Source organism: Streptomyces sp. NPDC001020, assembly GCF_053599115.1.
The window spans coordinates 1-26,540 of the sequence record NZ_JBSFLQ010000032.1 but is presented as its reverse complement, the minus strand read 5'-3'; the positions used below and the strand labels follow the sequence as shown (position 1 = coordinate 26,540).

Below are 26,540 nucleotides of genomic sequence, written 5' to 3'. Positions count from 1 at the left end.
CTCAGCTCCCCGTGCTCCGGTACGAACGCAGTCCCGCGCGCCAGGCGAGCCCCGCCAGGGCACAACAGCCCGCCGCCACCAGAGGCGGGGCGAACGCGACCCAGGTGGGCAGGCCGAGCGGATACGGCCGCCCCAGGACGTACAGCGCGGGCAGCCAGTTGACGAAAGCGAGCGGCAGCACGAAGGTCACCCCACGCACCAGCTCCTTCGCGAAGACGCTCGGCGGATACTGCAACAGCGTCTGACCGCCGTAGGTGAAGGAGTTCTGCACCTCGGAGGCGTCCTGCGCGACGAACTGGAAGGCCGCTCCCGCCACGAACACCGAGCAGAAGATCGCGCCTCCGCTGAGCAGCATCAGCGGGACCATCACCGCCTTCAGCGGCGTCCAGACGCTGTCGAGCGCGACGACGGCGTACCCGAGGACACACAGCCCCTGAATGACCCGGCCGAGCCGGCGCAGCCCGAAACGGTCCGCGGCGACCTGCGCCAGGACGGGCGCGGGGCGCACCAGAAGAGTGTCCAGGGTGCCGTCGCGCAGCCGCCGCCCCAAGCGGTCCATGGAGCCGAGCGCGAGGTCCGCGAACCCGAAGGCGGTCGCGGATAGGCCGTACAGGAAGGCCACCTCCGGCAGCCGGTACCCACCGAGCACGTCGACTCGGGAGAACATCAGCAGGATCGTGACGAAGTCCAGCGCGGTCGCCGCGAAGTTGCCGAGAGCGGTCATCACGAAGGAGGCACGGTAGGCCATCGTGGAGCGGATCCACATCGCAGTGATCAACCGGTACGCACGCAGCCCCTCGCGCACCCGGCCGTAGGGCCGCGCGTCGCCGTACGCCGCCTCAGCCACCCTGGACCACCACCCTCCGTGTCGCCACCGACTGGAGCATCCGCCCGGCCGCCAACAGCGCCACCGCCCACCCGAGCTGACGGGCGAACACCGGCAGCGGATCCGCCGCGCCCAACAGGATGTCCGCGGGCGACTGGATCAGCGACGCCCAGGGCAACGCACGGACGATCTCGCCGAGCGCCCCGGGAAACACATTGAGCGGCAGCAACATCCCCGAACAGAAGCTCGCCGTGATCCACGAGATCTGGGCGACGCCCGCCCCGTCCAGCAACCAGAACGCGGTCAGCGCGACCAGGAAACGGATCGCGAAGCTCACCACCACACCGAGCAACACGGCGACCAGGAAGGCCAGCCAGGTCAGCGGGCGGGCCGGCAGAGCGAGCCGGAAGAGGAACGCGCCGGCCACCATCGGGGCCACGCCCCGGGCCAGTAGCTGGAACAGGGCCCGGCCCAGGTCCTGGGCCAGCCACCACAGCTGCAGATCGGCAGGCCGGTACAGGTCGATCGCGATGTCCCCGGTGCGGATGCGCTCCATCAACTCGTCCTCGAAACCGCCGCCCATCACCGACACCGCCACGAGCAGCGCCTGCCCGATCCACACGTACGTCAACGCCTGCGCCTCGTCGTACCCACCGAGATGTGGCCGTTCGTGCCACAGGGCGAGGTATGTGTACGCCAGGATGATCCCGAAGACCGTGTTGGTGAACACACCCGCCGCGGTCGCGGTCCGATAGGTCGCGTACCGCCGGAAACCACCGGCGGCGACGGCGGCGTACAACCGTCCGGTGCCCACGGGTGTCACCTCCTTCGACGCGTGCCGGGCGAAGCGCAGGAGCCTAGCGGGCGAAGCAAGTGGACCACCACACGATTTTTCCCGCACGACATGTCCCTCGTCCCGGGAACGGAACACTTGGTGGGACAGTCTTCACCAAGGGACGCAGAAGGCTTATGAGGCGTACGGGTACGTACGAACGCGAAACGGGAGTCCGGCACCAATATGAGCGACGAGCCGCAGCCGCAGCGAAGCAGCCAGGGCGATGAGTCCGCAGAGCCGCGCCCCGCGGCTCCCGAGGCGTCCCCGGGCAAGAAGCCGAAGCGGCCCCGGCGCACCGGGTGGCGCCGGCTGGTCCCCACCTGGCGGATAGTGCTCGGCACCTTCGTGATCGGGGTCATGATGCTGGCCGCCCTGTTCGTGCTGGGCTACACCCTGGTCCAGATCCCGGCCGCGAACGCGACAGCGGTCAAACAGAGCAATGTGTACCTGTACGCGGACGGCAGCGAACTGGCCCGCGACGGCTCGGTCAACCGCGAGATGGTGCCGCTCTCGCAGATCTCCAAGGAAGCCCAGCACGCGGCGCTCGCCGCCGAGGACCGCGACTTCTACACGGAGTCCGCCATCGACCCGAAGGCGATGGTCCGCGCCGCCTGGAAGACGGCCACCGGCAAGGGCAAACAGTCCGGGTCGACGATCACCCAGCAGTACGTGAAGAACTACTACCTGGGCCAGGAACAGACCCTCACCCGCAAGGCCAAGGAGTTCTTCATCGCGATCAAGCTGGACCGCGAGAAGAGCAAGGACGACATCCTCGAGGGCTACCTCAACACCAGCTACTTCGGCCGCAACGCGTACGGCATCCAGGCCGCCGCCCACGCGTACTACGGCGTCGACGCCAAGGACCTGACGGTCGGACAGAGCGCCTACCTCGCCTCGCTGCTGAACGCGCCGAGCGAATTCGACGTGGTCGCCCACCCCGAGAACAAGGCGGCCGCCCTGGCCCGCTGGAACTACGTGCTGGGCGGCATGGTCAAGAAGCACTGGCTCAGCCAGGCCGACCGGCAGAAGGTGACGTTCCCCGCCCCCGGCCAGCAGGTGTCCGCGTCCGGTATGTCCGGCCAGCGCGGCTACCTGGTCGAGGCGATCAAGGACTACATCACCTCTCACCAGATCCTCGACGAGGACGCCCTGAGCGGCGGCGGCTACCGGATCACCACCACCCTGCGCAAGCCCGCGCAGGACGCCTTCGTCAAGGCCGTCGACGACCAGGTGATGAGCAAACTCGACAAGAAGAACCGGAAGGCCGACCGCAACGTCCGCGCGGGCGGTGTCTCCATCGACCCGGCCACCGGCAAGGTCATCGCGATGTACGGCGGCATCGACTACACGAAGCAGTACGTCAACAACTCGACCCGCCGCGACTACCAGGTCGGCTCCACCTTCAAGCCGTTCGTGTTCGCCTCGGCCGTGGAGAACAGCTCCCGGACGCAGGACGGCGCCACGATCACCCCGAACACGGTGTACGACGGCACCAACAAGCGGCCCGTGGTGGGCTGGAGCGGCACGCCGTACGCGCCCGAGAACGAGGACGGCCGCTCCTACGGCCCGATCCCCGTCCGCACGGCCACGGACAAGTCGGTGAACGCCGTGTACGCGCAGATGGCGGTGGACGTCGGCCCGTCCAAGGTCATGCAGACCGCCATCGACCTCGGTCTGCCCAAGAGCACGCCCGAGCTGTACCCGTCCCCGTCGATCGCGCTCGGCACGGCCACCGCGAGCGTCCTCGACATGGCGGAGGCCTACGCGACGCTCGCCAACCACGGCAAGCGCGCCCCCTACACCATGGTCGAGAAGATCGAGACGATCTCGAGGAGCGGCGCGGAGGACGTCGAGGTGCCACGGCAACAGGCACAGCAGGTGGTGAGCCGCACGGCGGCGGACACGACCACGGCGATGCTGCAGAGCGTGGTGGACAACGGCACCGCGATCGCCGCGCAGGCCGCCGGCCGGCCCGCCGCAGGCAAGACGGGCACCGCGGAGGAGGACCGGGCGGCCTGGTTCGCGGGCTACACCCCGAACCTGGCGACGGTGGTCGCCGTCATGGGCCAGAACCCCGACACCGGCAGGCAGGAGTCGCTGTACTACTCGATGGGCCAGGCCCGCATCAACGGCGGTGGCGCGCCCGCCCAGATCTGGGCGCAGTTCACCAGGCAGGCCCTGAAGAACAAGCCGGTGAAGAGCTTCGAGCTGCACCTCCAACCCGGCGCGGACCAGACCGAGGAGCCCAGCATGGACCCCACGGACCAGCAGCCGGGCAGCACGGGCAGCCAGGACGACGGCGGCACTACGGGCGAGTCCAGCAGCCAGGGGCAGACGGACGGCGGCACCTCGGGGACGGACGGCACGTCGGACACGGGCGGCACCGGCGACGACGGCGACGACGGTGACTGGGGCACCACGGGCACGGGCGGCTGGACCGGAATCGGGGGCGCCACGGGCATCGGCGGCGCCACCGGAACGGACGGCTCGACCGGCACCGGCGGTGCCACCGACACGGGCGGCACCACGGACTCGGGCGGCACCACCGGAACGGGCGGCACCGGCGACAACGGCGGCACCGGCGGCACCGGGGACAACGGCGGCACCACCGGCGGGCCCGGAGGGACGACGGGCACCGGGGGCACCGGTGGTACGACGGGCGGAACGGGGGGCCCGGGGTTGCTGGGCACGCGGCGGAACTAGTCCCGCGGGAGGCCACTTCCGGGCCCCCGGATCCTCAGATGCCCAGATCCTTGATGATCTTCGCCACGTGGCCGGTCGCCTTCACGTTGTACAGGGCACGCTCGACCTTGCCCTCCTCGTCCACGACCACCGTGGAGCGGATGACACCGACGACCGTCTTGCCGTACAGCTTCTTCTCGCCGAAGGCGCCGTACGCCTCCAGGACCTTCTTGTCGGGGTCGGCGAGCAGGGTGACCTTCAGGGACTCCTTCTCACGGAACTTCGCGAGCTTCTCCGGCTTGTCGGGCGAGATGCCGATGACGTCGTAGCCGGCCCCGGCCAGCAGTTCCAGGTTGTCCGTGAAATCGCACGCCTGCTTGGTGCAGCCGGGGGTCAGCGCGGCAGGGTAGAAGTAGACGATGGTCCTGCGGCCCTTGTGGTCGGCAAGGGAGACCTCGTTACCGTCGGCATCCGGCAGGGTGAAGGCGGGTGCGGTGTCGCCGGGCTGGAGTCGCTCGCTCATCGGTACCTCACGTGACAGGGGCGGGTTACCCGACGAGCCTAATCTCCTCGGGCCGCTCCACAGAGGTGCCGGGGAGTGCGTTCGCCACGAAGCTGACAGACTGTCGATCACAGATGCAGGAATTGCGCGGAACACGTCGCAATCGACCACGGAGGAAGCACGGTGGCGGACACGTCGAGCACACCGGACACCAGGACTCCCGCGCAGATCGAGGCGGACATCAAGCGCCGTCGCGAAACGCTCGCCGCGACGCTCGACGAGATCGGCGTCCGAATGCACCCGAAGACGATCGTCGGGGACGCCAAGGCCAAGGTCGTCTCCCACGTCGACCACACGTTCGGGCGGGCGTATGTCAGCGCCAACCGGGTCGTCGGCCAGGCGAAGAGGCAACTGGTCACGGAGGAGGGCGCGCCGCGTCTGGAGCGCATCGTGCCCGTGGCGCTGGTCGTGATCGGGGTCGGCGGGCTGTTCGCCCTGGGGTCCAGGGGCTCCCGGAGCTCCCGGAGTTCCAAGGGCTCCCGGCGGCGCAAGAACTGACCCGGGCGCGCACGAAGCCGTCGACGACAGGTAGGTTCGGGGCGTGAGCGAGAAGACCCACCACGACAAGTTGCCCATCCGGATGCTGCACGACCGTGTGCTCGTACGGCAGGACACCGCCGAGGGCGAGCGCCGTTCCGGAGGCGGCATCCTGATTCCCGCGACCGCGGCCGTCGGCCGTCGCCTCGCCTGGGCCGAGGTCGTCGCGGTCGGGCAGAACGTACGGACCGTGGAGGTGGGCGACCGCGTCCTGTACGACCCGGAGGACCGGGCCGAGGTCGAGGTGCGCGGGACCGCGTACGTCCTCATGCGCGAACGCGACCTGCACGCCGTGGCGGCGGACCGCTTCGAGGGCACGGAAGACTCCACGGGGCTCTACCTCTAGTTCGTAGGAGGAAGGGGCTGGTGACCCTTGTCACCAGCCCCTTTCGCATTTCGTCGCCGTGCTTCTTGCTACGTTGGACGGGCCCCGCGAGGGCCCCGACGAGACGCGCCGTACCGGGACCGCAAAGACGACGCACCCCTGTTGCTACTGGAAAACGGAGGTGCCGTCATGGCCTGGATCCTGCTCGTGGTCGCCGGTCTGCTCGAGGTCGCCTGGTCGATCGGAATGAAGTACACCGACGGTTTCACCCGCCTCTGGCCGAGCCTGGCCACCGGCGCGGGCATCGTCGCGAGCATGCTCATGCTGTCGTACGCCGCGAAGTCCCTGCCCATCGGAACGGCGTACGGGGTCTGGGTGGGTATCGGCGCGGCCGGCGCGGCAGTGCTGGGCATGGCCGTACTCGGCGAGCCCGCGACCGCCGCCCGGATCTTCTTCGTGGCTCTGCTGCTGGTGTCCGTGGTGGGGCTGAAGGTGACGTCGGGACACTGAGGCCGCCGTACACCGCCGTCCCGGAGGTTCTTCGTAACTGTCCGATGAGCCTTTCGTTACTCCGTACGAGACTGCGAACAGGTGGCCGGGAACGGAGGGGGCCGACGGTGGCGAGCCGATACACACGCGAGGTGCTGGCCGCAGCAGCAGCATCGTCCCGCACGCTCTCCGAGGCGTTGGAGAAGCTGGGAGTGGAGCCTAAAGGCCCTTCCCGACGCTACCTGCACGACCGCATGCGGAAGCTCGGTGTGGATACCTCTCACTTCGAGCGTGAATCGGGGGCACGGTGGACGAAAGAGGTTCTCGAGCCCGCTGTGGCCGCATCCACCAGCGTGAATGGCGTCCTGCGGTACTTGGGAATCGAGGTTGTGGGTGGTCACCACACGAACATCAGCCGCCGGATCAAGATGTACGGCATCGACACCTCGCACTTCCAAAGAGGGCCCCGGTATCAGGTTCCGACGCAACGCCGCACTCCGGAGGAACTGTTGGTCGAACAGGATCCATCACAAGCTCGGCGGATCCGCAGCGACCGGCTCAAGCGAGCCATGATCACGCTGGGGGTGGTCGAGCGGTGTGCGCTGTGCGGGACGGAGCCTGCATGGCGGGGGCGCCCGCTGCCGCTGGAGGTCGATCACTTGGATGGCGACTGGCGCAACAATCGACCGGAGAATCTGCGCCTGCTGTGCCCCAACTGCCACTCGTCCACGGACACCTACCGGGGAAGGAACAAGGGGCGGCGGGCATGAACAAGCCGGTTCGCTACACAAGAGAAGCACTCGCGCAAGCCGCAGAGCGCTGCTCGGACATCGATGAAGTCATCGCCCACCTGGGCGTCCGGCCTTACCACCAACTCCGTCGGTACTTGTTCCAAAGATTCGAACACTTCGGGATCGATGTCACCCATTTCCGGCAATTCAAGCGAGAGCCTCGCCCCTCCCGGCCCGAACTGGCCGCGGCCGTCGCGGAATCATCCTCAGCGGCGGAGGCACTGCGCCGACTCGGTCTGCCCAAAAACTCCCGCACGCGGTTCCACGAGTGGACCGCCGAATACGGAGTCGACACATCCCACTTTCTGGGACAGGCTCACCTACGCGGCAAACCAGGGACCACCCCTCGAAGACCATCTGCCGATGTACTGGTACAGCACGACGGCCGGCGGCGTACCAAAACCATCCTGCTGCGTCGTGCCCTACTGGATGTGGGTGTTCCCGAGCAGTGCGACGAGTGCGGCACCCCGCCTCAGTGGTATGGACGACCCATGACGCTGGAGATCGACCACGTCAACGGCGACTGGAGCGACGACCGGCGCGAGAACTTACGGTTCCTGTGCCCCAACTGCCATGCGGTCACCAGCACTTGGTGCCGAGGTGGTCGGCGTCGGAGTTCGTAGGTACCTCTGCTCCCTCAGCCAAACAGGCCCAGTAGAGTGGAACGCGGTACAAGCGCCCGTACTCCAATTGGCAGAGAGACTGGCCTTAGAAGCCAGGTGTTGTCGGTTCAAGTCCGACCGGGCGCACTCACAGAGGGGCCGGATGCCGCACGTCACAGGCACCCGGCCCCTCCGTAGCCACGCCTCAGCCCAGCAGTTCCCGCACCACCGGCACCAGCGCGCGGAACGCCTTCCCCCGGTGGCTGATCGCGTTCTTCTCCTCGGGGGTCAGTTCCGCGCAGGTACGGCTCTCGCCCTCCGGCTGGAGGATGGGGTCGTAGCCGAAGCCGTTCGTGCCCGACGGGGCGTGGCGGAGGGTGCCCGTCAGTCGGCCCTCGACGACCCGTTCCGTGCCGTCCGGCAGGGCCAGGGCCGCCGCGCAGGCGAAGTGGGCGCCCCGGTGGGCGTCGTCGATGTCCGCAATCTGGGCCAGGAGCAGGTCCAGGTTGGCCTTGTCGTCGCCGTGCCGGCCCGCCCAGCGTGCCGAGAAGATGCCCGGTGCCCCGTTCAGGACGTCGACGCACAGGCCCGAGTCGTCGGCCACGGCGGGCAGGCCCGTCGCCTTGGCCAGCGCGTGGGCCTTCAGGAGGGCGTTCTCGGCGAACGTGACGCCGGTCTCCTTGACGTCGGGGATGTCGGGGTAGGCGTCCGCGCCGACCAGGTCGTGCGGGAGGTGCGCGTCGGCGAGGATCGCCCTCAGTTCGGTGATCTTTCCGGCGTTGCGTGTGGCGAGGATCAGGCGGGTCATGTCCATCAGTATCCGCTCGGCGCCGGGACAGCCCTCAGGGGGTGCACACCTTCGTCAGCTCCCCCGCGGCGTCCGTGAGCGGGCGGAGGTCGGGTGGGCTGTCGCCGTTCCTGACGGCGGTGCGGACGTTGGTGACCGCCTTGCGGAGGCCCTCGACCGCCTTGTCGACGTCCACGTCGTCCGTCGTGTCACCGATCTTGTCGAGGTCCTTCTCGATGGAGTCGAGGGATTTGTCCGTCTGCGCCGGGTCGTTCGCCGCGTTCTCGACGGCCTGTTGCAGGCCGGTGACCCGGTCGGCTATCGCGTCGGCGGTGTGGACGCAGTCGATCGCCCTGTCGATGGCGTCGCAGCCCGTGCTCGCGCCCATGGCGGCGAGTACGGCGACGACGGCGAGCGCGGCGGTGGCGGTGCGGCGGCGGTGGCGCGCGGCCATGGAACGGTTCCCCTCCCCGTAACGGGTGCTGCACTCTCACCCGGGCGCGCCGACCGGTCCGGTCCGGTTCGCCCGGCGTGTCGATGGTCGTACGGAACCGTGGGCGAGCGCACGGGGTTTTCCGTGCGCCCCGCCCGCGAGCCGTGCGCCTACCCCAGATAACGCCGATCAGGCCTTACCGGGTTGCTTCCAGGGTCGTGCGCTGGATCTCCGCCAGTTGGTCGCAGCCCGCCACTGCCAGGTCGAGGAGGGCGGTCAGTTCCTTGCGGTCGAAGGGTGTCGCCTCCGCTGTGCCCTGTACCTCAACGAAGCGGCCGTCACCGGTGCAGACGACGTTCATGTCGGTCTCGGCCCTGACGTCCTCCTCGTAGCAGAGGTCCAGGAGGGGTACGCCGTCGACGATGCCCACGGAGACGGCGGAGACCGTGCCGGTCAGCGGCTGTCGACCCGCCTTCACCAGCTTCTTGGTCCGGGCCCAGGCGACCGCGTCGGCCAGCGCCACGTAGGCGCCGGTGATCGCGGCGGTGCGGGTGCCGCCGTCCGCCTGGAGCACGTCGCAGTCGAGGACGATGGTGTTCTCGCCGAGCGCCTTGTAGTCGATGACGGCGCGCAGGGAGCGGCCGATGAGGCGGCTGATCTCGTGCGTACGGCCGCCGATCTTGCCCCTGACGGACTCGCGGTCGCCACGGGTGTTGGTGGAGCGGGGCAGCATGGAGTACTCGGCGGTGACCCAGCCCTCCCCGCTGCCCTTGCGCCAGCGCGGCACGCCTTCGGTGACGGAGGCGGTGCAGAAGACCTTCGTGTCGCCGAAGGAGACGAGGACGGAGCCCTCGGCGTGCTTGCTCCAGCCGCGCTCGATCGTGATGGGGCGGAGCTGTTCGGGGGTACGGCCGTCGATTCGAGACATGGCCCGAGCCTAGCCGTACATGGGGAAGGGGCCCGCTCGCGGTAGAGGGGCCCCTTTTCCGGTGGGCGCGTGGACCCGGTCGGGGTCCGGGCGCCTCACATCATGTCTTCGATCTCCGCGGCGATCGGGTCGGCGTCCGTGCCGATGACGACCTGGATGGCGTTGCCCATCTTGACGACGCCGTGGGCGCCCGCGGCCTTCAGGGCGGCCTCGTTGACCAGCGAGGCGTCGTGGACCTCGGTGCGGAGCCGGGTGATGCAGCCCTCGATCTCGTCGATGTTGTCGATGCCGCCGAGGCCGGCGACGATCTTCTCAGCCTTGCTGGCCATGTCTTTCTCCCTGATCCGAACCGCTTTGTCGCAGTAACCCACAGTTGGCCGTGCTTTGCGAGCGGCCATGTCGTCGGTACCGGAGGACGGCGTCCACGACGGGGCGACCGTCCGGCAACTGGTCTACACCAGCTGAGGAGTGGTCGCCAAACCCGGTTGCGCACGCCGGATCCGGATGCGACGACTCATGGGCTTGCGGCGAAGGGTGCGACACTGGTTCACATATGTCCGGGACTGCAGATTATGTCCGAGGCCACAGGAAGCGCAGGTTCCGGATCCCGCGCGCCCCATGTTCCAATAGGTCTACACCACTGAGTGGTGTAGACCACAGGATGCTGCCCACCCCCGATTCCCTTGTTCCGTCCCCGGCGGCATCCGGGCACATGGAGGAAGTATGAGCACCGCCACCGCCAAGGCGGCCCCCGCGAAGAAGCGGGGATCCGGCCTGTTCCAGGGCCTGCAGAAGGTCGGCCGCAGCCTGCAGCTCCCGATCGCGGTGCTGCCGGCGGCGGGCATCATGGTCCGGCTCGGCCAGGATGACATCTTCGGCAAGGACGGCCTCGGCTGGGACAAGGTCGCCGCCGTGTTCAACGCCGCGGGCGGTGCCATCACCGGCAGCCTGCCGATGCTCTTCTGCATCGGTGTCGCGATCGGCTTCGCCAAGAAGGCGGACGGCTCCACCGCCCTCGCCGCGCTGGTCGGCTTCCTCGTCTACAGCAAGGTGCTCGAGGCGTTCCCGCTGGTCGAGCAGCACATCGAGGACGGCAAGATCGTCGAGGCGACGTACAACAACCCCGGTGTCCTCGGCGGCATCATCATGGGTCTGCTGTCGGCCGTGATGTGGCAGCGCTTCCATCGCACCAAGCTGGTCGACTGGCTCGGCTTCTTCAACGGCCGCCGTCTGGTGCCCATCCTGATGGCCTTCGTCGGCACCCTCGTGGGTGTCTTCTTCACCCTGGTCTGGGAGCCGATCGGCAACGGCATCACCGACTTCGGTGAGTGGATGACCGGTCTCGGTGCCGGCGGCTCGGCCATCTTCGGTCTCGTCAACCGCGCCCTCATCCCGATCGGCATGCACCAGTTCGTGAACACCGTGGCGTGGTTCCAGCTCGGTGACTTCAAGGACGCCGCGGGCGAGGTCTTCCACGGTGACTACGGTCGCTTCCTGCACGGCGACCCGACCGCCGGTATGTTCATGACCGGCTTCTTCCCGATCATGATGTTCGGCCTCCCGGCCGCGGCCCTCGCCATCGCGCACTGCGCCCGCCCCGAACGCCGCAAGGTCGTCACGGGCATGATGGTCTCGCTGGCGCTGACCTCGTTCGTCACGGGCGTGACCGAGCCGATCGAGTTCTCGTTCATGTTCATCGCCCCGGTCCTGTATGCGATTCACGCCGCGCTGACCGCGCTGTCCATGGCCGTCACCTGGGGTCTGGGCGTCCACGCGGGCTTCAACTTCTCCGCAGGCGCTCTCGACTACCTGCTGAACTGGAACCTGGCCACCAAGCCGTGGCTGATCATTCCCATCGGCCTGGTCTTCGCGGCGGTCTACTACTTCCTCTTCCGCTTCGCGATCACCAAGTTCAGCCTCCCCACCCCGGGCCGCGAGCCCGAGGAGGAGATCGAGGACCTCACCAAGGCGTGAGCGCACCCTGACGTACGCGAGGGCCCCGGAACCCGATCACGGTTCCGGGGCCCTCGCGCATGCCGGGCTCAGATCTCGTACGTCGTCCCGGGAGCGGCCAGATCCACCGGCCCCTGGTACGCCGCGCGGGCGTCCCTCAGGTTGACCTGGGCGTCCGTCCACGGCGGGATGTGGGTGAGGACCAGACGGCGGGCTCCGGCGCGGGCGGCCGTCTCGCCGGCCTCGCGGCCGTTGAGGTGGAGGTCCGGGATGTCCTCCTTGCCGTCGATGAACGCGGCCTCGCACAGGAACAGGTCCGTGTCGCGGGCGAGTTCGTCCAGGGCCTCGGTCACGCCCGTGTCGCCGGAGTACGTGAGCGACCTGCCGCCGTGCTCGATCCGGATGCCGTAGGTCTCCACGGGGTGACGGAGGCGTTCTGTGTGGACGGTGAAGGGGCCGATCTCGAAGGTGCCCGGCTTGACCGTGTGGAAGTCGAAGACGTCGCTCATCGAGGAGGCGGACGGTGTGTCGGCGTAGGCCGTGGTCAGGCGTTGCTCGGTGCCCTCGGGGCCGTAGACGGGGATCGGGGCGCAGCGGCCGCCGTCATGGCGGTAGTAGCGCGCGACGAAGTAGGCGAGCATGTCGATGCAGTGGTCGGCGTGCAGATGGCTGAGGAAGATCGCGTCGAGGTCGTAGAGACCGCAGTGGCGCTGCAGCTCGCCCAGGGAACCATTGCCCATGTCGAGAAGCAGCCGGAAGCCGTCGGCCTCGACGAGGTAGCTCGAGCAGGCCGACTCCGCGGACGGGAACGACCCCGAGCAGCCGACGACGGTGAGCTTCATAGAGCTGGAACCTCCGCGTGGCAGTGAAGTGCAGAAGGCATGGACGGGGACGGTGACGGGGGTCGTGCGGTCCGTCGAGCCTAAGGCGCGAAAGGGTGGGTCGCTCCATCGGCAGCGGTCGTTGTGGGGGAACTCACCTGTGGTGTCACCGGTTCGGCTGGAGCGGCGGCGCGCGGTGCGGCGTACGGGAGTTACAACAGCGCGGGCGATGGGGCGTACGCGCCGGTACCGTCATCCGTATGGACACGTCCTGGTGGCTGGCGCTCGCGGCGGTCGTATTGCTCGCGCTGGTCGCGGCGCTGATGGACGGCTGGGGGCGCGGGCAGCGTCGCCGCGCGGCCACTCGTGGGCGGGGGCGTCCTCAGGTGCATCCCCGGCCGGCTGAGATCTGGTGGGCGAGCGTGCCGCACGAGGACCGGGCGGGCAGCAGGAAACGGCCGTGTCTGGTGCTGGCTGTGCGCGGGGACAGTGCGACGGTCGCGCAGATCACCAGCCGCTACCACGACGAGCGGGTGGGTGTGATCCCGCTGCCGCCGGGGACGGTGGCCGACGCCCACGGGCGGCCCAGTTTCCTGGAGACGGACCGGCTGTGGGACGTGCCGCTGTGGGATTTCCAGCGGCGGGTCGGGGTGGTGGATCCCGTTCTGTGGGACCAGGTGCGGTACCTGGCGGGTTGACCGGCCTCATGGCGTCCTCACCGTCACCGTGACCGTCCACTTCTGTACGGCCAGGCAGGAGTTCTGGCCCGCTCGCCTGGCGCACAGGGGGCGGGTCGAGGTGAGCTGTGCCGTTCCGGGTGCGACCGCGTCGAAGGCGGCGACGGCGTCGCCCGGCCGGACGGCGATACCGGCGTTGACGGCCTTCAGTGTGTTGCCCGTGGCGGTGACGGGGGTCCAGGGCCGGTCCTTGGTGCCGTGCAGCGTCAGACGGATCTGCCCGCCCGTCGTCAGGCATACGGTGCGGCCGTCGTCGGCCACGGTGAGCCGGGCCTGCGCGGCGCATCCCTTTCCGCTCCCGGTGGGGGACGGCGAGGGTGACGCGGGCGGCGACACCGTGCCGCTGGCGGATGTCCCGCCGCCGCTCTGTGTCCCGCAGCCGGCGAGGAGGAGTGCCGCCGCCACGGCGGTGGTCCGGTGGAGTGTCGTACGACGCATGGGCAGGCTGCCTTCCTGTGCGCTTGTCCCTGTACCCGTCTTCTCGACAACCGGTGTGACGTTCCTCCTCCGTTTCAGGATCCCCCTGCGGCCGTGACGGCGGGGGCCCCGGCCGTGTGTACGGCCGGGGCCCTTGGAGCGGTGGTGCGGTGGAGCGATGGTGCGTCAGCTGGTCGTCAGGGCGGTGTCGTCGATGACGAAGCTGGTCTGCAGCGTGGCGTCTTCCACGCCGGTGAACTTGAGGGTGACCGTGGACCCGGCGAAGGACGACAGGTCGAAGGTCTTCTGGCTGTAGCCGGAGGCGGCGTTCAGGTTCGAGTACGTCGCCAGGGTGGTCGACCCGGCGGTCACCGTCAGCTTGTCGTACGCGGCGCCGGTGGTGGACTCCGCGGTGTCGATGTGCAGGTAGAAGGTGAGCTTCGCCTTGCAGCCGGACGGGATCGTCACCGATTGGGCCAGCGTGTCGGTGTGGGAGGTGCCGTAGCCGTCGAGCCAGGCGTAGTAGGAGCCGCTGTGCGGCGACTGGCCGCTCTGGTTGGTGATGACGCCGCTCGTCGTGGTCCAGCCGGTGTTGCCCGACTCGAAGCCCGGGTTGCCGAGAAGCTGCGTCGAGTTGCAGGTGCCGCCGCCGGACGAGCTGACCGTCCAGGTGAAGGAGACGGAGCCGGAGGCGCCCGTGCTGTCTTTCGCGGTGACCGTGGTGCTGTAGGTGCCCGCGGTGGATGCGGTGCCGGTGATCAGACCGGTGGAGCTGTTGATCGACAGGCCGGTCGGCAGGCCGACGGCGCTGTAGGTGAGGGCCGCTCCCGCGCTGTCGGTGGCCGAGATCTGCAGGCTGACCGAGCTGCCGGTGGTGGTGGACTGGCTGCCCGGGTTGGTCACGGTCACCGTGTTGCCGGAGCTGCTGCCGGGAGTGAAGGCGGCCGTGCCGTTGGGGGTGCCCCAGCCGGTCGGGCCGTCGTAGCCGGCGCCCGCGGTGCAGAAGTACGAGGGGGAGCAGGTGCCGTTGTTGCCGCTGGTGACGTCGTTCAGGTTCGCGGTGTGGGCGTAGGGGTACTGCGCCGGGTAGTCAGCGGAGCCCGGGGTGCCCGCGAGGGCGTAGACGCCGGCGACGATCGGGGCGGAGGCGCTGGTGCCACCGTAGACCGCCCAGCCGGAGCCGCCGTAGGTGTCGTAGACGGCGACGCCGGTGGCCGGGTCGGCGACCGCGGAGACGTCGGCCTCCATGCGCTTGGCGCAGCCGGTGTCGGTCTGCCAGCTCGGCTTGGCGTCGTAGGCCGAGCAGCCGGAGCCGGTGCCCTCGGTGCTGTTCGTCTTCCAGACGGTCTCGTTCCAGCCGCGGGAGTTGGAGGCCGTGGTGAGGGCGGTGCCGCCGACGGCGGTCACGTACTGGGAGGTCGCCGGCCACTCGGCGCCGTAGCCGGAGTCGCCCGAGGAGACGGTGATGGCGACGCCGGGGTGCTTGAAGTACTGGGTGTCGTAGCTGGTCTGGGAGGACGTCTCGGAGCCGCCCCAGCTGTTGGAGACGAACTTGGCGCCGAGGGTGACCGCCTCGTTCTCGGCGGCGCCGAGGTTGGCGTCGGTGGGCGAGTTGGCCTCCACGAGGATGATGTTGCAGTTGGGGCAGACGGCGCTGACCATGTCGATGTCGAGCGCCTCCTCACCGGCCCAGCCGCTGTCGTTGGGGGGCAGCGAGGTGGTGGAGCCGGTCTGGCTGACCTGCTTGAAGCAGCCGTTGGCCTTGGTGCACGGCGACAGTCCGTACGTCGAGCGGTAAGTGGCCAGGTCCGACTCGGCGTTGGGGTCGTTGTACGCGTCGACCACCGCGACGGTCAGACCGGAGCCGCCGGTCGCGGGCAGGCTGTACGCGCTGTGCAGGTTGGCCGGGCTCAGGCCGGAGGGCGTGGCGGCCAGCTCGGAGGCGAGCGCCTGCCGGATGTCGGTGCGCCGCTCGGCGAAGCACGACGCGTGCCCGGCGGCCGGGGCGCCGCACAGGTGCTGGGTCGGCACCTTCTGCCCCGGCTTGCCCGTCGCGTGGACGGTCTGCGCCTTGGCGTCCGTCAGGGCCTTGGCGTTCTGGGCGGCGCGGGAGGAGTGCGAGGAGAGCGGGGAGAGCGGGGCGTCGGAAGCGGCCTGCGCGCCGGCGGCCGGGGCCGCGAAGAGACCGGCGACGGTCAGGGCGAGGGCGGGCACGGCGGCGGTCAGAAGTCTTCGCAGGCTTCGGGGGCGCCTGCTCGCGCGTGACTCACGCATGGGGGTGCTGCCTCCATCGGTTCGAGGCCGGCGCCGCGCGGACCCGGATCGGGCCGTACTCGACGCCACAGCCGGATGTGGGGGATCTCGAACTGAGCGACAGGCCCATGACGTGCAGAGATCAGCCCTGCATAGCCATGGGCATGACAGTTACCCTGGGATGTCGGTGAGCGTGACATGACAGGACTCGGCGAACATAGCCCTGCGAGACGGCGAACGGATTCCACCGGGCAAAGATCTTTGCCGCTCCATAGGCGGCGATTGGCAGCCCCTTAGGCGGCGGTTGGCCTGCCGATGAAAGGACGAGGTCCGGGGGCGTTTCCCCCGGACCCCTGAAGGGACATCCCTATGCCCACAACTGCCCCTGCAGTGTCTCGACGGCCTCTTCGGTCGTGGCCGCCGTGTAGACGCCCGTCGAGAGGTACTTCCAGCCGCCGTCGGCGACGATGAACGCGATGTCCGCGTTCTCGCCCGCCTTGACGGCCTTGCGGCCGACGCCGATCGCCGCGTGCAGGGCGGCGCCGGTGGAGACTCCGGCGAAGATGCCTTCCTGCTGCAGGAGTTCACGGGTCCGGGCCACCGCGTCCGCCGAGCCGACCGAGAAGCGGGTGGTGAGGACCGAGGCGTCGTACAGCTCCGGCACGAAGCCCTCGTCGAGGTTCCTGAGGCCGTACACCAGGTCGTCGTAGCGCGGCTCGGCCGCGACGATCTTCACGTCCGGCTTGTGCTCGCGCAGGTAACGGCCCACGCCCATGAGAGTGCCGGTGGTGCCGAGACCGGCCACGAAGTGCGTGATGGAGGGCAGGTCGGCGAGGATCTCGGGCCCGGTCGTCGCGTAGTGTGCGCCCGCGTTGTCCGGGTTGCCGTACTGGTAGAGCATCACCCAGTCGGGGTGTTCGGCGGCCAGCTCCTTGGCGACGCGCACGGCGGTGTTGGAACCGCCCGCGGCCGGGCTGGAGATGATCTCGGCACCCCACATGGCCAGCAGGTCCCGGCGCTCCTGCGAGGTGTTCTCCGGCATCACGCACACCATGCGGTAGCCCTTGAGCTTCGCCGCCATGGCCAGCGAGATGCCCGTGTTGCCCGAGGTGGGCTCAAGGATGGTGCATCCGGGAGTCAGACGGCCGTCCTTCTCCGCGTGCTCGATCATGAACAGCGCGGGGCGGTCCTTGACCGAGCCGGTCGGGTTGCGGTCCTCCAGCTTGGCCCAGATACGGACGTCGGGGGACGGCGAGAGCCGCGGCAGGCGGACCAGTGGGGTGTTGCCCACCGCGGCCAGCGGGGAGTCGTAGCGCATCGGTGATCAGCGACCGTCAACCATGCAGGCAGAACCTCCGGCGACGGCCGGCAGGATCGTCACGCTGTCGCCGTCGGCGAGCTTGGTGTCGAGGCCGTCCAGGAAACGGACGTCCTCGTCGTTCAGGTAGACGTTGACGAAGCGGCGCAGTTCGCCACCGTCCACGATCCGGGCCTGGATGCCCGTGTGCCGCGTCTCGAGATCGGCGAACAGCTCGGCGAGGGTCTCCCCGCTGCCCTCGACGGCCTTCTGGCCATCGGTGTACGGGCGGAGGATGGTCGGAATGCGGACCTCGATGGCCATGGTTGCGGACTCCTGTCAGGAGGTGTCGGGTCGGAGCGCGCGCGGCGGCGCGGGAGCGTGGTCGTACGCAGGAGGACGCCGCGCGGCTCACGGCCGGACAGCGGCAGGACGCGGCAGGGGCAGCGTCAACAGATGGCGCTGGCGAGCCTGCACAGGTCGACGTGCAGCCGCGCCACGAGCAGTGCGCCCGGGGTCTTCTCGCTCACGTCGTTGAGAACCATGCGCTCATCGTAACGATTCCCGGTCCGGGTCCTGGAATATGATCTCGCATGCTGGAACGGCACTGCCCGAACTGTGGGCAGGGGGCCAGGCATGGCCTGCTCAGTAGGCGTCGACGACCTTGACCTCCTCCTCGGTGACCTCGCCGTCGAGGATCCGGAAGGAGCGGAACTGGAACTCGCCGAGGCCGTCGGCGTCGGCCGTCGAGACCAGCACGTAGTGGGCGCCGGGCTCGTTGGCGTAACCGATGTCGGTGCGGGACGGGTACGCCTCCGTCGCGGTGTGGGAGTGGTAGATGATCAGCGGCTCCTCGTCGCGGTCGTCCATCTCTCGGTAGAGCTTGAGCAGATCCTGCGAGTCGAACTCGTAGAAGGTGGGCGAACGGGCCGCGTTGAGCATCGGGATGAAGCGCTCGGGGCGGCCGGAGCCCACGGGGCCGGCGACCACGCCGCACGCCTCGTCGGGGTGATCCTCGCGCGCGTGGGCGACGATCTGGTCGTAGAGGGCCTGGGTGAGGGTCAGCATGGTGGCCAGGATAAGCAGAGGGGCCGCTCCGTACCGAGGATTGGTACGGAGCGGCCCACATGATGGACGTCCTGAGCGGCGGCGGCCAGGGGCACCCCGAGTGCTCCCGGCCCCCGGACGTCCGGCGGTGGTGTCCTGACGGGCGGCGTCAGCGCTTGCGGAAGGCCGCGGCCTCCGGGTTGCGGCCCCGGAGCACCCAGTAGGCGACGCCGAGGATCACGGCCCACAGCGGCGCACAGTACAGCGACACCCGGGCGTCCTTGTCGATGCCCATGAGCACGATCACCATGAAGATGAACAGCAGCGCGAAGTAGCTGGTGAACGGGGCTCCCGGCGCACGGAACTCGCTCCGCGGGAGCTGCCCGCGGTCCGCCTTGGCCCGGTAGCGGATCTGGCAGATCAGGATGACGATCCAGGCCCACATGCCGGAGATGGTCGCGAAGGACACCACGTAGTCGAACGCCTTGCCCGGCCACTGGTAGTTGATCCAGACGCCGACCATCATCAGCGCGGCGGAGAACGTCGTACCGATCAACGGGGTACCGCTGCGAGTCAGCTTGGTGAAGAGCTTCGGGCCCTGGCTGTTGAGCGCCAGGTCACGCAGCATGCGGCCGGTGGAGTACATGCCGGAGTTGCAGGAGGACAGCGCGGCGGTGAGGACGACGAAGTTGACGATGCCGGCGCCCGCGGCCAGGCCCATCTCCTCGAAGGCCTTCACGAAGGGGCTCACGCCCGGGTGGAACTTCGTCCACGGCACGACCGAGAGGATCATGATCAGCGCGCCGATGTAGAAGACGGCGATGCGCCACGGCACGGTGTTGATCGCCCTCGGCAGCACCTTCTTGGGGTCCTTGGACTCGCCCGCGGTCACACCGACCAGCTCGACGGCGAGGAAGGCGAACATGACCATCTGCAGGGTCATCAGCGTGCTGCCGATGCCGTGCGGGAAGAAGCCGCCGTCGTTCCACAGGTGGCTCACCGAGGCGGTCTCGGCGGCGTCGGAGAAGCCGATCGTCAGGATGCCGGCACAGATCAGGATCATGCCGATGATCGCGGTGACCTTGACCATGGAGAACCAGAACTCCAGCTCACCGAAGAGCTTCACGGAGATCAGGTTGGCGCCGTAGAGCACGACCGTGAAGATCAGGGCCGAGACCCACTGCGGCGTTTTGAACCAGTACGTCATGTAGGAGGCCGCAGCCGTCACCTCGGTGATGCCGGTGACCACCCAGAAGAGCCAGTAGGTCCACCCGGTCACGAAGCCCGCGAACGGGCCGATGAACTCGCGCGCGTACTCCGAGAACGAACCCGACACCGGGCGGTACATCAGCAGTTCACCGAGCGCCCGCATGATCAGGAAGATGACGCAGCCCGCGATGGCGTACGCCAGGATCAGGCTGGGGCCGGCCTTGGAAATACCCTTGCCCGCGCCGAGGAACAGCCCGGTACCGATGGCACCGCCGATGGCGATCATCTGGATCTGCCGGGCACCGAGCCCGCGCTGGTATCCCTCGCCAGCCTCGCCGTCCTCGACCCGCGCGGCCTCCTGGCCGTCGCGATGCTGGTCGACCTGCGATGAGGTCATGATGGTGCGCCTTTCTCCATACCGACCCGTGGCCGTTCGTCGGCCTCGCGTCAGGTCTCGATCCCCCCGGACTGATGGAGTTGTTGCCTGGCCGACGGTCGCCGGCGCGGTGGCGCACCCGACCGGACATGGGTGGCGTCCTGTCGGGCAGTCGTAAGGATTTACCACGGCGGGGGCATTGATCGGCTGCCCGATGTATGGCACACATCACTGGAAGAAGCGGACAAAAGGCCACCGAAAAGGGCATAGAGGACCATCGCTGTGACGCGATCGTTATTCGAACTCCGATGCCCGCTGAGCGGACACCGGAGGGCGACCCCAGGGGTCGCGAAGCCCTACGTGTCGGTACGTATCAGGGCATAAGGGTGGTGACGAGGGTCTCCTGGAGGCCGCCCAGCCACAGGTACGCCATCACCATCGGCTTGCGCGGATCCTCGTCGGAAAGCGCATAGAGCTCGTCGATGTCGTCCTCGTCGACGACCTCCAGCCGGGAGCCGATCGCCAGGCGCAGGTCGTTCAGGGCACCGAGCCACTGCCTGGACCCCTCGGTCGACAACTCGAGGACGGCGGCCTCATCGCCCTCCGGGGTCAGCGTGTCCAGCGAGCGGATCACCGCGAGGGCGTTCTCACGCTTGCCCGCACGCAGGTCGTTCTCGGTGAAGCGGCGGAACTCGGCGGAGTGGGCACGCCGCTCCTCCACCTCCTCGGGCGAGGCCGGCGCGCCACCGGGGCCGCCGTAGGCGTCAGGGAACAGGCGGCGCAGCACCGGGTCGGCGGGCGGCTCGCTCGGCCCCTCCGCGAACAGTTCGGCAAGCGGGTCCTCGGAGCCCTTCTCCGCCCCGGGGCCCGGCCCGATGAGCTCGAGCAGCTGGACGGCCAGCGACCGGATGATGGAGATCTCGACGTCGTCGAGGGCGACGGCCGCGCCGCCGCCGGGGAGCGGTTCGAAGTGTCCTGGCATGAGTCTTTTCGGGGTTCGAGGGGCCTGCTGACTACTTGCGGTCCTGCTGGAGCGTGGCCCACAGACCGTAGCCGTGCATGGCCTGGACGTCGCGCTCCATCTCCTCGCGCGTCCCGCTGGACACCACTGCCCGGCCCTTGTGGTGGACGTCGAGCATGAGCTTGGTCGCCTTGTCCTTGGGATAGCCGAAGTACGTCTGAAAGACATACGTCACATAGCTCATGAGGTTGACCGGGTCATTATGGACGATCGTCAACCAGGGGACGTCCGGCTCGGGGACGGCGAAGGCCTCCTCCGCCGACTCGGTCTTTTCGATCTCTAGGGGTGCGGGAGCCGTCACACGGCCCATGCTGCCACCACTGTGGGGCGCTCGCACAAACGAGGCCACAAAATCGTCAGACTGACGAGATGAAGGTACGATCGTCCACCATGGAGACAGCGGACCTTGGGCTGCCGGTGGACGTTCCCTCGACGGCGCTCTTCACCGACCACTACGAGCTGACGATGCTGCAGGCCGCCTTGAAGGCGGACACCGCCGAGCGGCGGTCAGTCTTCGAGGTCTTCACCCGGCGGCTGCCCGAGGGTCGCCGTTACGGCGTCGTGGCCGGCACCGGGCGCGTCCTGGACGCGGTCGAGAACTTCCGCTTCGACACGAGCGTCCTCGATTTCCTGCGGGAGCGCGGGGTCGTCGACGAGGAGACCCTTCAGTGGCTGGCCTCCTATCGCTTCAGCGGCGACATCTGGGGCTACCCGGAGGGCGAGGTGTACTTCCCGGGCTCGCCGATCATGCGGGTCGAGGGCACCTTCGCGGAGTGCGTGCTCCTGGAGACCGTGATCCTGTCGATCCTCAACCACGACTCCGCCGTCGCGGCCGCCGCCTCCCGCATGGCCTCCGCCGCCGGTGACCGGCCGCTGATAGAGATGGGTGCCCGGCGCACCCATGAGCTGGCCGCCGTGGCCGCCGCACGCTCCGCGTACGTCGGCGGCTTCGCGACCACCTCCGACCTGGCCTCCGGCTTCCGGTACGGCATCCCGACGGTCGGGACGTCCGCCCACGCCTTCACGCTCCTGCACGACACCGAGCGGGACGCCTTCCGCGCCCAGGTCGAGTCGCTGGGCCGGGACACCACGCTGCTGGTGGACACCTACGACGTCGCCGAGGCCGTCCGGGTGGCCGTCGAGGTCGCCGGGCCCGAGCTGGGCGCCGTACGTATCGACTCCGGTGACCTGTTGCTGGTCGCGCACCGGGTGCGGCAGCAGCTCGACGAGCTGGGCGCGACCGGCACGAAGATCGTCGTGACCTCGGACCTGGACGAGTACGCCATCGCCTCGCTGGCCGCGGCGCCCGTGGACGCGTACGGCGTCGGCACCCAGCTGGTGACGGGTTCTGGTCATCCGACCTGCTCGATGGTCTACAAGCTGGTCGCCCGCGCCGAGTCGGCGGACCCGAAGGCTCCGCTGCTGCCGGTGGCGAAGAAGGCGAGCGGCGGCAAGACGTCCATCGGCGGGCGCAAGTGGGCGGCCCGGCGGCTGGACGAGCACGGGGTGGCGGAGGCCGAGGTGGTCGGCACCGGGCCGGTGCCGACCGAGCTGGCGGACCGCCAGTTGCTGGTCCAGCTGGTCAAGGGCGGCCAGGTCGTCGCCCGTGAGCCCCTGGACGTCGTACGCGACCGGCACGCGGCCGCGCGCGCCAATCTGCCGCTGTCGGCGACGCAGTTGTCCCGTGGGGAACCGGTGATTCCGACCGAGTACCTGTGACGTACCTCTGACGCCTTCGGCGTGACCATGGGGGTAAGGGCGGGGTGTGGGCTTCGGACTGCCTGGTCCACGCGCGCATGAACGCACCGCCGGCGGGAATGCAACGGCAGCGCACCCGCGCACCCGACCCGACTCGGCATGCCCTCTCCCGCCCCGCCCCTGAAGTCCCTAGGCTCGGTAGTTCACTCGGACGGCCGGGCCCGCACCTCCCCCACCGAACCACCGCCAAGCCGAAGGACACCGACCATGCGCCGCGCCCTGATCGTCGTAGACGTACAGAACGACTTCTGTGAAGGCGGCAGCCTCGCGGTGGCCGGGGGCGCCGATGTGGCGGCCGCGATCACCGAGCTGATCGGCCAGGCTCCCGCCGGGTACCGCCATGTCGTCGCCACACGTGACCACCACATCGCCCCGGGCGGGCACTTCGCCGACAACCCGGACTACGTCCGTTCCTGGCCCGCGCACTGTGTGGCGGGTACGGAGGGAGTGGGCTTCCACCCGAACTTCGCTCCGGCGGTCACCTCCGGCGCGGTCGACGCCGTGTTCGACAAGGGGGCGTACTCGGCGGCGTACAGCGGGTTCGAAGGGGTCGACGAGCACGGGGTGCCGCTGGGCGACTGGCTGCGGGCGCGGGAGGTCGACCAGGTGGACGTGGTGGGGATCGCCACCGACCACTGCGTGCGCGCCACCGCGCTGGACGCGGTGCGGCAGGGCTTTCGCACACAGGTCCTGCTCGACCTCACCGCCGGGGTGTCCGAGGAGACCACCGAGCGGGCGCTGGAGGAACTGCGCGGGGCGGGCGTGGAGCTGTCCGGCAAGCCGGTGGTGTAGTGCCGCGGCGGGCACGGTTCACGCCTGGGTCGTGGGCTTGCGCAGCAGGGCCCTGATCGGGTGCCACAGTTCCTGGGACAGCTCCTGGGAGGCGGTGCCGGGGGCCGTGCGCCAGATCAGGCCGTCGGGGTGGTGGAGGACCGCCGTGATCTCGTCGGGGGTCGGCGGTGCGGCGTTGCCGCGCAGGTAGACCGCGCGCAGGCCCAGATTGCGCAGACGAGTCAGGGCGCGGGCCCGGTTGCGGGCCAGCACGAGGACCCGCACCGCGCCGCTGCCCGACCCGGGGCTGGGCAGGTTCAGCGCCACCACCACACTGCCGTTCGGCAGCTTGCAGAAGCCTCCTGCGGCCATGCGTGTCACGCTCCCGTGAGACCTTGTGTCCATAAGCGGGTCACAGGACGCACCTAAACACGATCGGCGGCGACCCGCCAGGGGTCACCGCCGATACGCTTTTGACCTGCGAGGATGCGGACTACTTCACCGCGGGACCGACCTTGAGGTCGACCGTGGAGCCGTCCTTGGCCATGTTCTTGATCTCGATCTTGGTGTTGGTGTCAGTGACCTTGACACCGGCGGTCGGGGCCGACGGGTCGTAGTAGGTGTTGGTGTGGTCGTTGAAGACCGACACCCCCTTCTGCGACTTGATCGTCACCGGCACGCCCGCCTTGTGCAGCGTGATCGCGTCGGTGGGCTCCAGGGTGAACGTCGAGTCGTAGGCCTGGAACCGGTTGCGCAGCAGCGTGCCGTCGGTCCACTTCAGCGGCGCCGGGTGCGAGTCGACCGGCAGGATCAGACCGGTGCCCTTGTGCGCGCCGGTGTTGTTGTCCGGCTGCGAGGTGTCCCACTTCCAGATCAGCAGGCCGTTCTGGTACGGGATGTGCTCCACCCAGTCCGGACGGGTCGTCGAGAAGCCGAAGTTGTACGGGCCGACCTTCAGGGTCTTGTCGTACGACACGTACTGCCGGTTCTCGGCGAGGTAGTACTGCTCGTAGTCCTTGGTGAAGGACGCGCCGATGCGGGAGAAGCCCGAAGCGGTCCAGGCCGCGTCCGCGCTCTCGGCGTCGTCGGAGAAGACCGTCGAGCCGTCAGCGGTCACCTTGATCTCGTCGGCCGCGAAGCCCTTGAGCGCCACACCGCCGTCGGTCTGGTAGCGGAAGCGCAGGTCGACCTTCTTGCCCGCGTAGGCGTCCAGCGGGTACGCCAGCTTCGCGTACGCGTCGATGGAACCGGTCAGCGCCGGCTTGTCGCTGGCGTCGCGCGGGATCGGTTGACCGTCCACCGTGCCGTCGAGGGCGGTCCAGTTGGCGCCGCCGTCCGTCGACACCTCGGTGTAGAGGAAGTCGTAGCCGGCCTCGATGTCGTACCAGCCGTCCAGGGACAGCGTGGCCGAGGACTTGCCGGTGAGGTCGACCGAGCGGGTCAGGGTGTTACGCAGGTCGTTGCCGCTGCCGCTCCACCACTGGGTCTCGCCCTGGGCGGGGGTGACCACCTTGGTGGTGACTTCCTTGTCGGGCAGCGAGACGAGCAGCGCCTGCTTGTCCTTGGTGTTGTACTCGGCCACGCCCAGCTTGTGGCTGGACTTCACGCCGGCCTTGGCCGTGTCGTAGTCGAGCCAGCCCAGCTTGAGCTTGTCCCAGGCGTTCAGGTCGCCGGGCAGGTCGCCGATGGCCTCCTTGCCCGTGCCCAGCCAGGAACCGGACGACATCAGCGTCCAGAACCCGGTCGAGTTCTCGCCGCCGTTGGTGTCGTACTCGTCCGGCAGGCCGAGGTCGTGGCCGTACTCGTGGGCGAAGACGCCGAGTCCGCCGTTCTCCGGCTGGATGGTGTAGTCGCCGACCCAGATGCCGGTGTCGCCGATCTGGGTGCCGCCGAGCTTGTTGTCGTCGGGGCCGGTCGCGCCCGCGTCGGTGCCGAAGGCGTACCAGCGGTGGGCCCAGATGGCGTCCTCGCCCTGGGCACCGCCGCCCGCGGACTCGTCCTCGCCGGCGTGCACGATCTGGAAGTGGTCGATGTAGCCGTCGGGCTCGTTGAAGTCGCCGTCGTTGTCGTAGTCGTAGCGGTCCCACTGGTCGTACTTGGCCAGCTCGGTACGGATCTGAGCGGTGGTCATCCCCTCGGCCTTGCGGTCGGCGACCCAGGCGTTGACGCCGTCCTGGACCGCGTACCAGGCAGCGGAGTCGTCGGCCAGGTTGGACCCGTAACGGGCCTCGTTGTAGGGGACCTTGACCCAGTCCATCACCTGACCGTCGACCGAGTAGCGGCCCGAGGACTGCGTCTCGTAGTACTTCTTCAGCGACTCGGTGTTCTTGCCGGTGCCGAAGTACAGGTCCTGGAAGTGCTTCTGATTGTAGTCCGCCTGCCAGGCCGTGCTGTTGTCCTTCGTACGGTCGGGCGCTTCGATCTCGTTGTGCCGCGGGCCGGGCGTACCGCCGTAGCGGCTGTCGACCTTGTCGCCGAACTCGACGAGGATCGTGAAGATCTTGTCGGTCTTCTCGCGGCCGAGCTCGACGTACTTGCCGTGGCCCTTGTTGCCCTTGAGCTCGACGACCTTCGAACCGTCCTGGTCCTTGACCTTCGTCTTGCCGGATATGACCTGCTTGAGGGCCTCGTCGCGCTGAGCGTCCTGGGTCTTGCTGAGCGGCCCGTCGAAGTCGTGCTCCTTCTGCTTCACCGGCTGCGGGTCGTGCCGGTTCACGGCGGCGGTGTTCGCCGGCGTGCTCGCCTCCGCCACCGCGAAGGTCGCGAACGTGGCCGAGGCGGTCGCAAGGGTCACACCTATCGCGGCCGCCCTGAACGTCCAGGTTTTGCTGGTCACTTGATGAATTCCTCCCCGACGCGTCGATCGCGCGGAAGAGGAAGTCCCGATCGGGGAACGGTCCGCGCGTGGTGCACGCGTGTGCCAAGTGACGACATTTGACCGGACGTTTAGAAGAAAAGACAGATCTTGACTCGGACAGGTCAAGTGCACTAGACGAGTCTTTCCGAACACGGTTAGTGGTCGTAGGCGGTCAGTGAGCGGCTGACCGCCTGGCCGGTCTGGAAGTTGTGCCAGATCGCGGCGG

Annotated in this window: 28 protein-coding genes, 1 tRNA gene and 1 riboswitch; of the genes, 10 read left to right on the top strand and 19 right to left on the bottom strand. The window is 68.8% G+C overall.

The features are described 5' to 3' along the window. Position 1: 1 nt before the first annotated feature. Positions 2–847: an ABC transporter permease gene (locus ACWDEX_RS26765; protein ID WP_450466666.1), complete on the bottom strand. Its 846-nt coding sequence runs from the start codon at positions 845–847 to the stop codon at positions 2–4. Further along, complete coding sequence (locus tag ACWDEX_RS26760; RefSeq protein ID WP_450466665.1) at positions 840–1,640, bottom strand: ABC transporter permease; 801 nt, start codon at positions 1,638–1,640, stop codon at positions 840–842. Before ACWDEX_RS26760 ends, ACWDEX_RS26765 begins: the two co-directional genes overlap by 8 nt. 204 nt (positions 1,641–1,844) lie before the next feature. Here ACWDEX_RS26760 and ACWDEX_RS26755 point away from each other — a divergent pair, with 204 nt between their 5' ends. Beyond that, positions 1,845–4,364: a transglycosylase domain-containing protein gene (locus ACWDEX_RS26755; RefSeq protein WP_450466663.1), complete on the top strand. Its 2,520-nt coding sequence runs from the start codon at positions 1,845–1,847 to the stop codon at positions 4,362–4,364. 34 nt (positions 4,365–4,398) lie between these two features. Here ACWDEX_RS26755 and bcp read toward each other — a convergent pair whose 3' ends face one another. Next, a complete protein-coding gene (gene bcp / locus ACWDEX_RS26750) occupies positions 4,399–4,866 on the bottom strand; it encodes a thioredoxin-dependent thiol peroxidase (protein ID WP_450466662.1) in 468 nt (155 codons plus the stop codon). Between the two features lie 162 nt (positions 4,867–5,028). On the opposite strand from bcp, the gene ACWDEX_RS26745 reads away from it, so the two are divergent. The 5 genes from ACWDEX_RS26745 to ACWDEX_RS26725 all read left to right on the top strand — a co-directional run bounded on the left by ACWDEX_RS26745 (position 5,029) and on the right by ACWDEX_RS26725 (position 7,796). After that, positions 5,029–5,403: a DUF3618 domain-containing protein gene (locus ACWDEX_RS26745; RefSeq protein ID WP_450466661.1), complete on the top strand. Its 375-nt coding sequence runs from the start codon at positions 5,029–5,031 to the stop codon at positions 5,401–5,403. Between the two features lie 43 nt (positions 5,404–5,446). Beyond that, the gene (locus ACWDEX_RS26740; RefSeq protein WP_252421319.1) at positions 5,447–5,788 is read left to right on the top strand and encodes a GroES family chaperonin; all 342 of its coding nucleotides are present in this window, start codon (positions 5,447–5,449) and stop codon (positions 5,786–5,788) included. A gap of 76 nt (positions 5,789–5,864) precedes the next feature. Then, a riboswitch (guanidine-III (ykkC-III) riboswitch) is annotated at positions 5,865–5,925 on the top strand. A gap of 31 nt (positions 5,926–5,956) precedes the next feature. After that, the gene (gene sugE, locus ACWDEX_RS26735) at positions 5,957–6,277 is read left to right on the top strand and encodes a quaternary ammonium compound efflux SMR transporter SugE (protein ID WP_450466659.1); all 321 of its coding nucleotides are present in this window, start codon (positions 5,957–5,959) and stop codon (positions 6,275–6,277) included. A 131-nt stretch (positions 6,278–6,408) separates the two neighbouring features. Next, a complete protein-coding gene (locus ACWDEX_RS26730; protein WP_450466657.1) occupies positions 6,409–7,026 on the top strand; it encodes an HNH endonuclease signature motif containing protein in 618 nt (205 codons plus the stop codon). A gap of 696 nt (positions 7,027–7,722) precedes the next feature. Continuing rightward, positions 7,723–7,796, top strand: a tRNA-Leu gene (locus ACWDEX_RS26725). Positions 7,797–7,854: 58 nt separating this feature from the next. On the opposite strand, the gene rdgB is transcribed toward ACWDEX_RS26725, so the two are convergent. From rdgB to ACWDEX_RS26705, 4 genes are all read right to left on the bottom strand, one after another. Beyond that, positions 7,855–8,457 (bottom strand): RdgB/HAM1 family non-canonical purine NTP pyrophosphatase, encoded by a 603-nt coding sequence (gene rdgB / locus ACWDEX_RS26720; protein ID WP_450466656.1) that lies wholly within the window; start codon positions 8,455–8,457, stop codon positions 7,855–7,857. Positions 8,458–8,491: 34 nt separating this feature from the next. After that, complete coding sequence (locus tag ACWDEX_RS26715) at positions 8,492–8,890, bottom strand: hypothetical protein (RefSeq protein WP_450466655.1); 399 nt, start codon at positions 8,888–8,890, stop codon at positions 8,492–8,494. Positions 8,891–9,065: 175 nt separating this feature from the next. Further along, positions 9,066–9,797, bottom strand: a complete 732-nt coding sequence (rph, locus tag ACWDEX_RS26710; RefSeq protein ID WP_450466654.1) for a ribonuclease PH — start codon at positions 9,795–9,797, stop codon at positions 9,066–9,068. A gap of 95 nt (positions 9,798–9,892) precedes the next feature. Further along, positions 9,893–10,195 (bottom strand): glucose PTS transporter subunit EIIB, encoded by a 303-nt coding sequence (locus ACWDEX_RS26705; RefSeq protein WP_450466653.1) that lies wholly within the window; start codon positions 10,193–10,195, stop codon positions 9,893–9,895. A gap of 325 nt (positions 10,196–10,520) precedes the next feature. On the opposite strand from ACWDEX_RS26705, the gene ACWDEX_RS26700 reads away from it, so the two are divergent. Continuing rightward, entirely contained in the window at positions 10,521–11,771 is a 1,251-nt protein-coding gene (locus ACWDEX_RS26700) for a PTS transporter subunit EIIC (RefSeq protein ID WP_450466652.1), read from the top strand. Between the two features lie 68 nt (positions 11,772–11,839). On the opposite strand, the gene ACWDEX_RS26695 is transcribed toward ACWDEX_RS26700, so the two are convergent. Continuing rightward, positions 11,840–12,592 carry an MBL fold metallo-hydrolase gene (locus tag ACWDEX_RS26695; RefSeq protein ID WP_450466650.1) on the bottom strand — a complete coding sequence of 251 codons (753 nt, stop codon included), beginning with the start codon at positions 12,590–12,592 and terminating at the stop codon, positions 11,840–11,842. Between the two features lie 239 nt (positions 12,593–12,831). Between ACWDEX_RS26695 and ACWDEX_RS26690 the strand changes: the two genes are divergently transcribed. Beyond that, positions 12,832–13,269 carry a type II toxin-antitoxin system PemK/MazF family toxin gene (locus ACWDEX_RS26690; protein WP_450466648.1) on the top strand — a complete coding sequence of 146 codons (438 nt, stop codon included), beginning with the start codon at positions 12,832–12,834 and terminating at the stop codon, positions 13,267–13,269. A 6-nt stretch (positions 13,270–13,275) separates the two neighbouring features. On the opposite strand, the gene ACWDEX_RS26685 is transcribed toward ACWDEX_RS26690, so the two are convergent. From ACWDEX_RS26685 to clpS, 9 genes are all read right to left on the bottom strand, one after another. After that, entirely contained in the window at positions 13,276–13,746 is a 471-nt protein-coding gene (locus ACWDEX_RS26685) for a hypothetical protein (RefSeq protein ID WP_450466646.1), read from the bottom strand. Positions 13,747–13,911: 165 nt separating this feature from the next. Then, positions 13,912–15,999: a putative Ig domain-containing protein gene (locus tag ACWDEX_RS26680; RefSeq protein WP_450466645.1), complete on the bottom strand. Its 2,088-nt coding sequence runs from the start codon at positions 15,997–15,999 to the stop codon at positions 13,912–13,914. Positions 16,000–16,345: 346 nt separating this feature from the next. After that, positions 16,346–17,296, bottom strand: a complete 951-nt coding sequence (locus tag ACWDEX_RS26675; RefSeq protein ID WP_450466643.1) for a PLP-dependent cysteine synthase family protein — start codon at positions 17,294–17,296, stop codon at positions 16,346–16,348. Between the two features lie 6 nt (positions 17,297–17,302). Further along, positions 17,303–17,599 carry a MoaD/ThiS family protein gene (locus ACWDEX_RS26670; protein ID WP_450466642.1) on the bottom strand — a complete coding sequence of 99 codons (297 nt, stop codon included), beginning with the start codon at positions 17,597–17,599 and terminating at the stop codon, positions 17,303–17,305. Positions 17,600–17,724: 125 nt separating this feature from the next. After that, positions 17,725–17,820 carry a putative leader peptide gene (locus ACWDEX_RS26665; RefSeq protein ID WP_020132206.1) on the bottom strand — a complete coding sequence of 32 codons (96 nt, stop codon included), beginning with the start codon at positions 17,818–17,820 and terminating at the stop codon, positions 17,725–17,727. A gap of 100 nt (positions 17,821–17,920) precedes the next feature. Beyond that, positions 17,921–18,343: a Mov34/MPN/PAD-1 family protein gene (locus ACWDEX_RS26660; RefSeq protein ID WP_071368329.1), complete on the bottom strand. Its 423-nt coding sequence runs from the start codon at positions 18,341–18,343 to the stop codon at positions 17,921–17,923. 148 nt (positions 18,344–18,491) lie between these two features. Further along, complete coding sequence (locus ACWDEX_RS26655; RefSeq protein ID WP_450466641.1) at positions 18,492–19,928, bottom strand: amino acid permease; 1,437 nt, start codon at positions 19,926–19,928, stop codon at positions 18,492–18,494. 352 nt (positions 19,929–20,280) lie between these two features. Beyond that, complete coding sequence (locus tag ACWDEX_RS26650) at positions 20,281–20,889, bottom strand: DUF2017 domain-containing protein (protein ID WP_450466639.1); 609 nt, start codon at positions 20,887–20,889, stop codon at positions 20,281–20,283. A gap of 31 nt (positions 20,890–20,920) precedes the next feature. Further along, positions 20,921–21,238, bottom strand: coding sequence for an ATP-dependent Clp protease adapter ClpS (gene clpS, locus ACWDEX_RS26645; protein ID WP_450466638.1), 318 nt, complete (start codon positions 21,236–21,238; stop codon positions 20,921–20,923). Between the two features lie 80 nt (positions 21,239–21,318). Between clpS and ACWDEX_RS26640 the strand changes: the two genes are divergently transcribed. Both ACWDEX_RS26640 and ACWDEX_RS26635 read left to right on the top strand, forming a co-directional pair. Continuing rightward, positions 21,319–22,647 carry a nicotinate phosphoribosyltransferase gene (locus ACWDEX_RS26640; RefSeq protein WP_450466636.1) on the top strand — a complete coding sequence of 443 codons (1,329 nt, stop codon included), beginning with the start codon at positions 21,319–21,321 and terminating at the stop codon, positions 22,645–22,647. A 246-nt stretch (positions 22,648–22,893) separates the two neighbouring features. After that, positions 22,894–23,478, top strand: coding sequence for an isochorismatase family protein (locus ACWDEX_RS26635; protein WP_450466635.1), 585 nt, complete (start codon positions 22,894–22,896; stop codon positions 23,476–23,478). An 18-nt stretch (positions 23,479–23,496) separates the two neighbouring features. Here the strand turns inward: ACWDEX_RS26635 and ACWDEX_RS26630 are convergent, their stop codons facing one another. After that, entirely contained in the window at positions 23,497–23,829 is a 333-nt protein-coding gene (locus tag ACWDEX_RS26630; RefSeq protein WP_450466634.1) for a hypothetical protein, read from the bottom strand. Between the two features lie 121 nt (positions 23,830–23,950). Further along, positions 23,951–26,293, bottom strand: a complete 2,343-nt coding sequence (locus tag ACWDEX_RS26625) for an immune inhibitor A domain-containing protein (protein ID WP_450466633.1) — start codon at positions 26,291–26,293, stop codon at positions 23,951–23,953. Between the last annotated feature and the right edge of the window lie 247 nt (positions 26,294–26,540).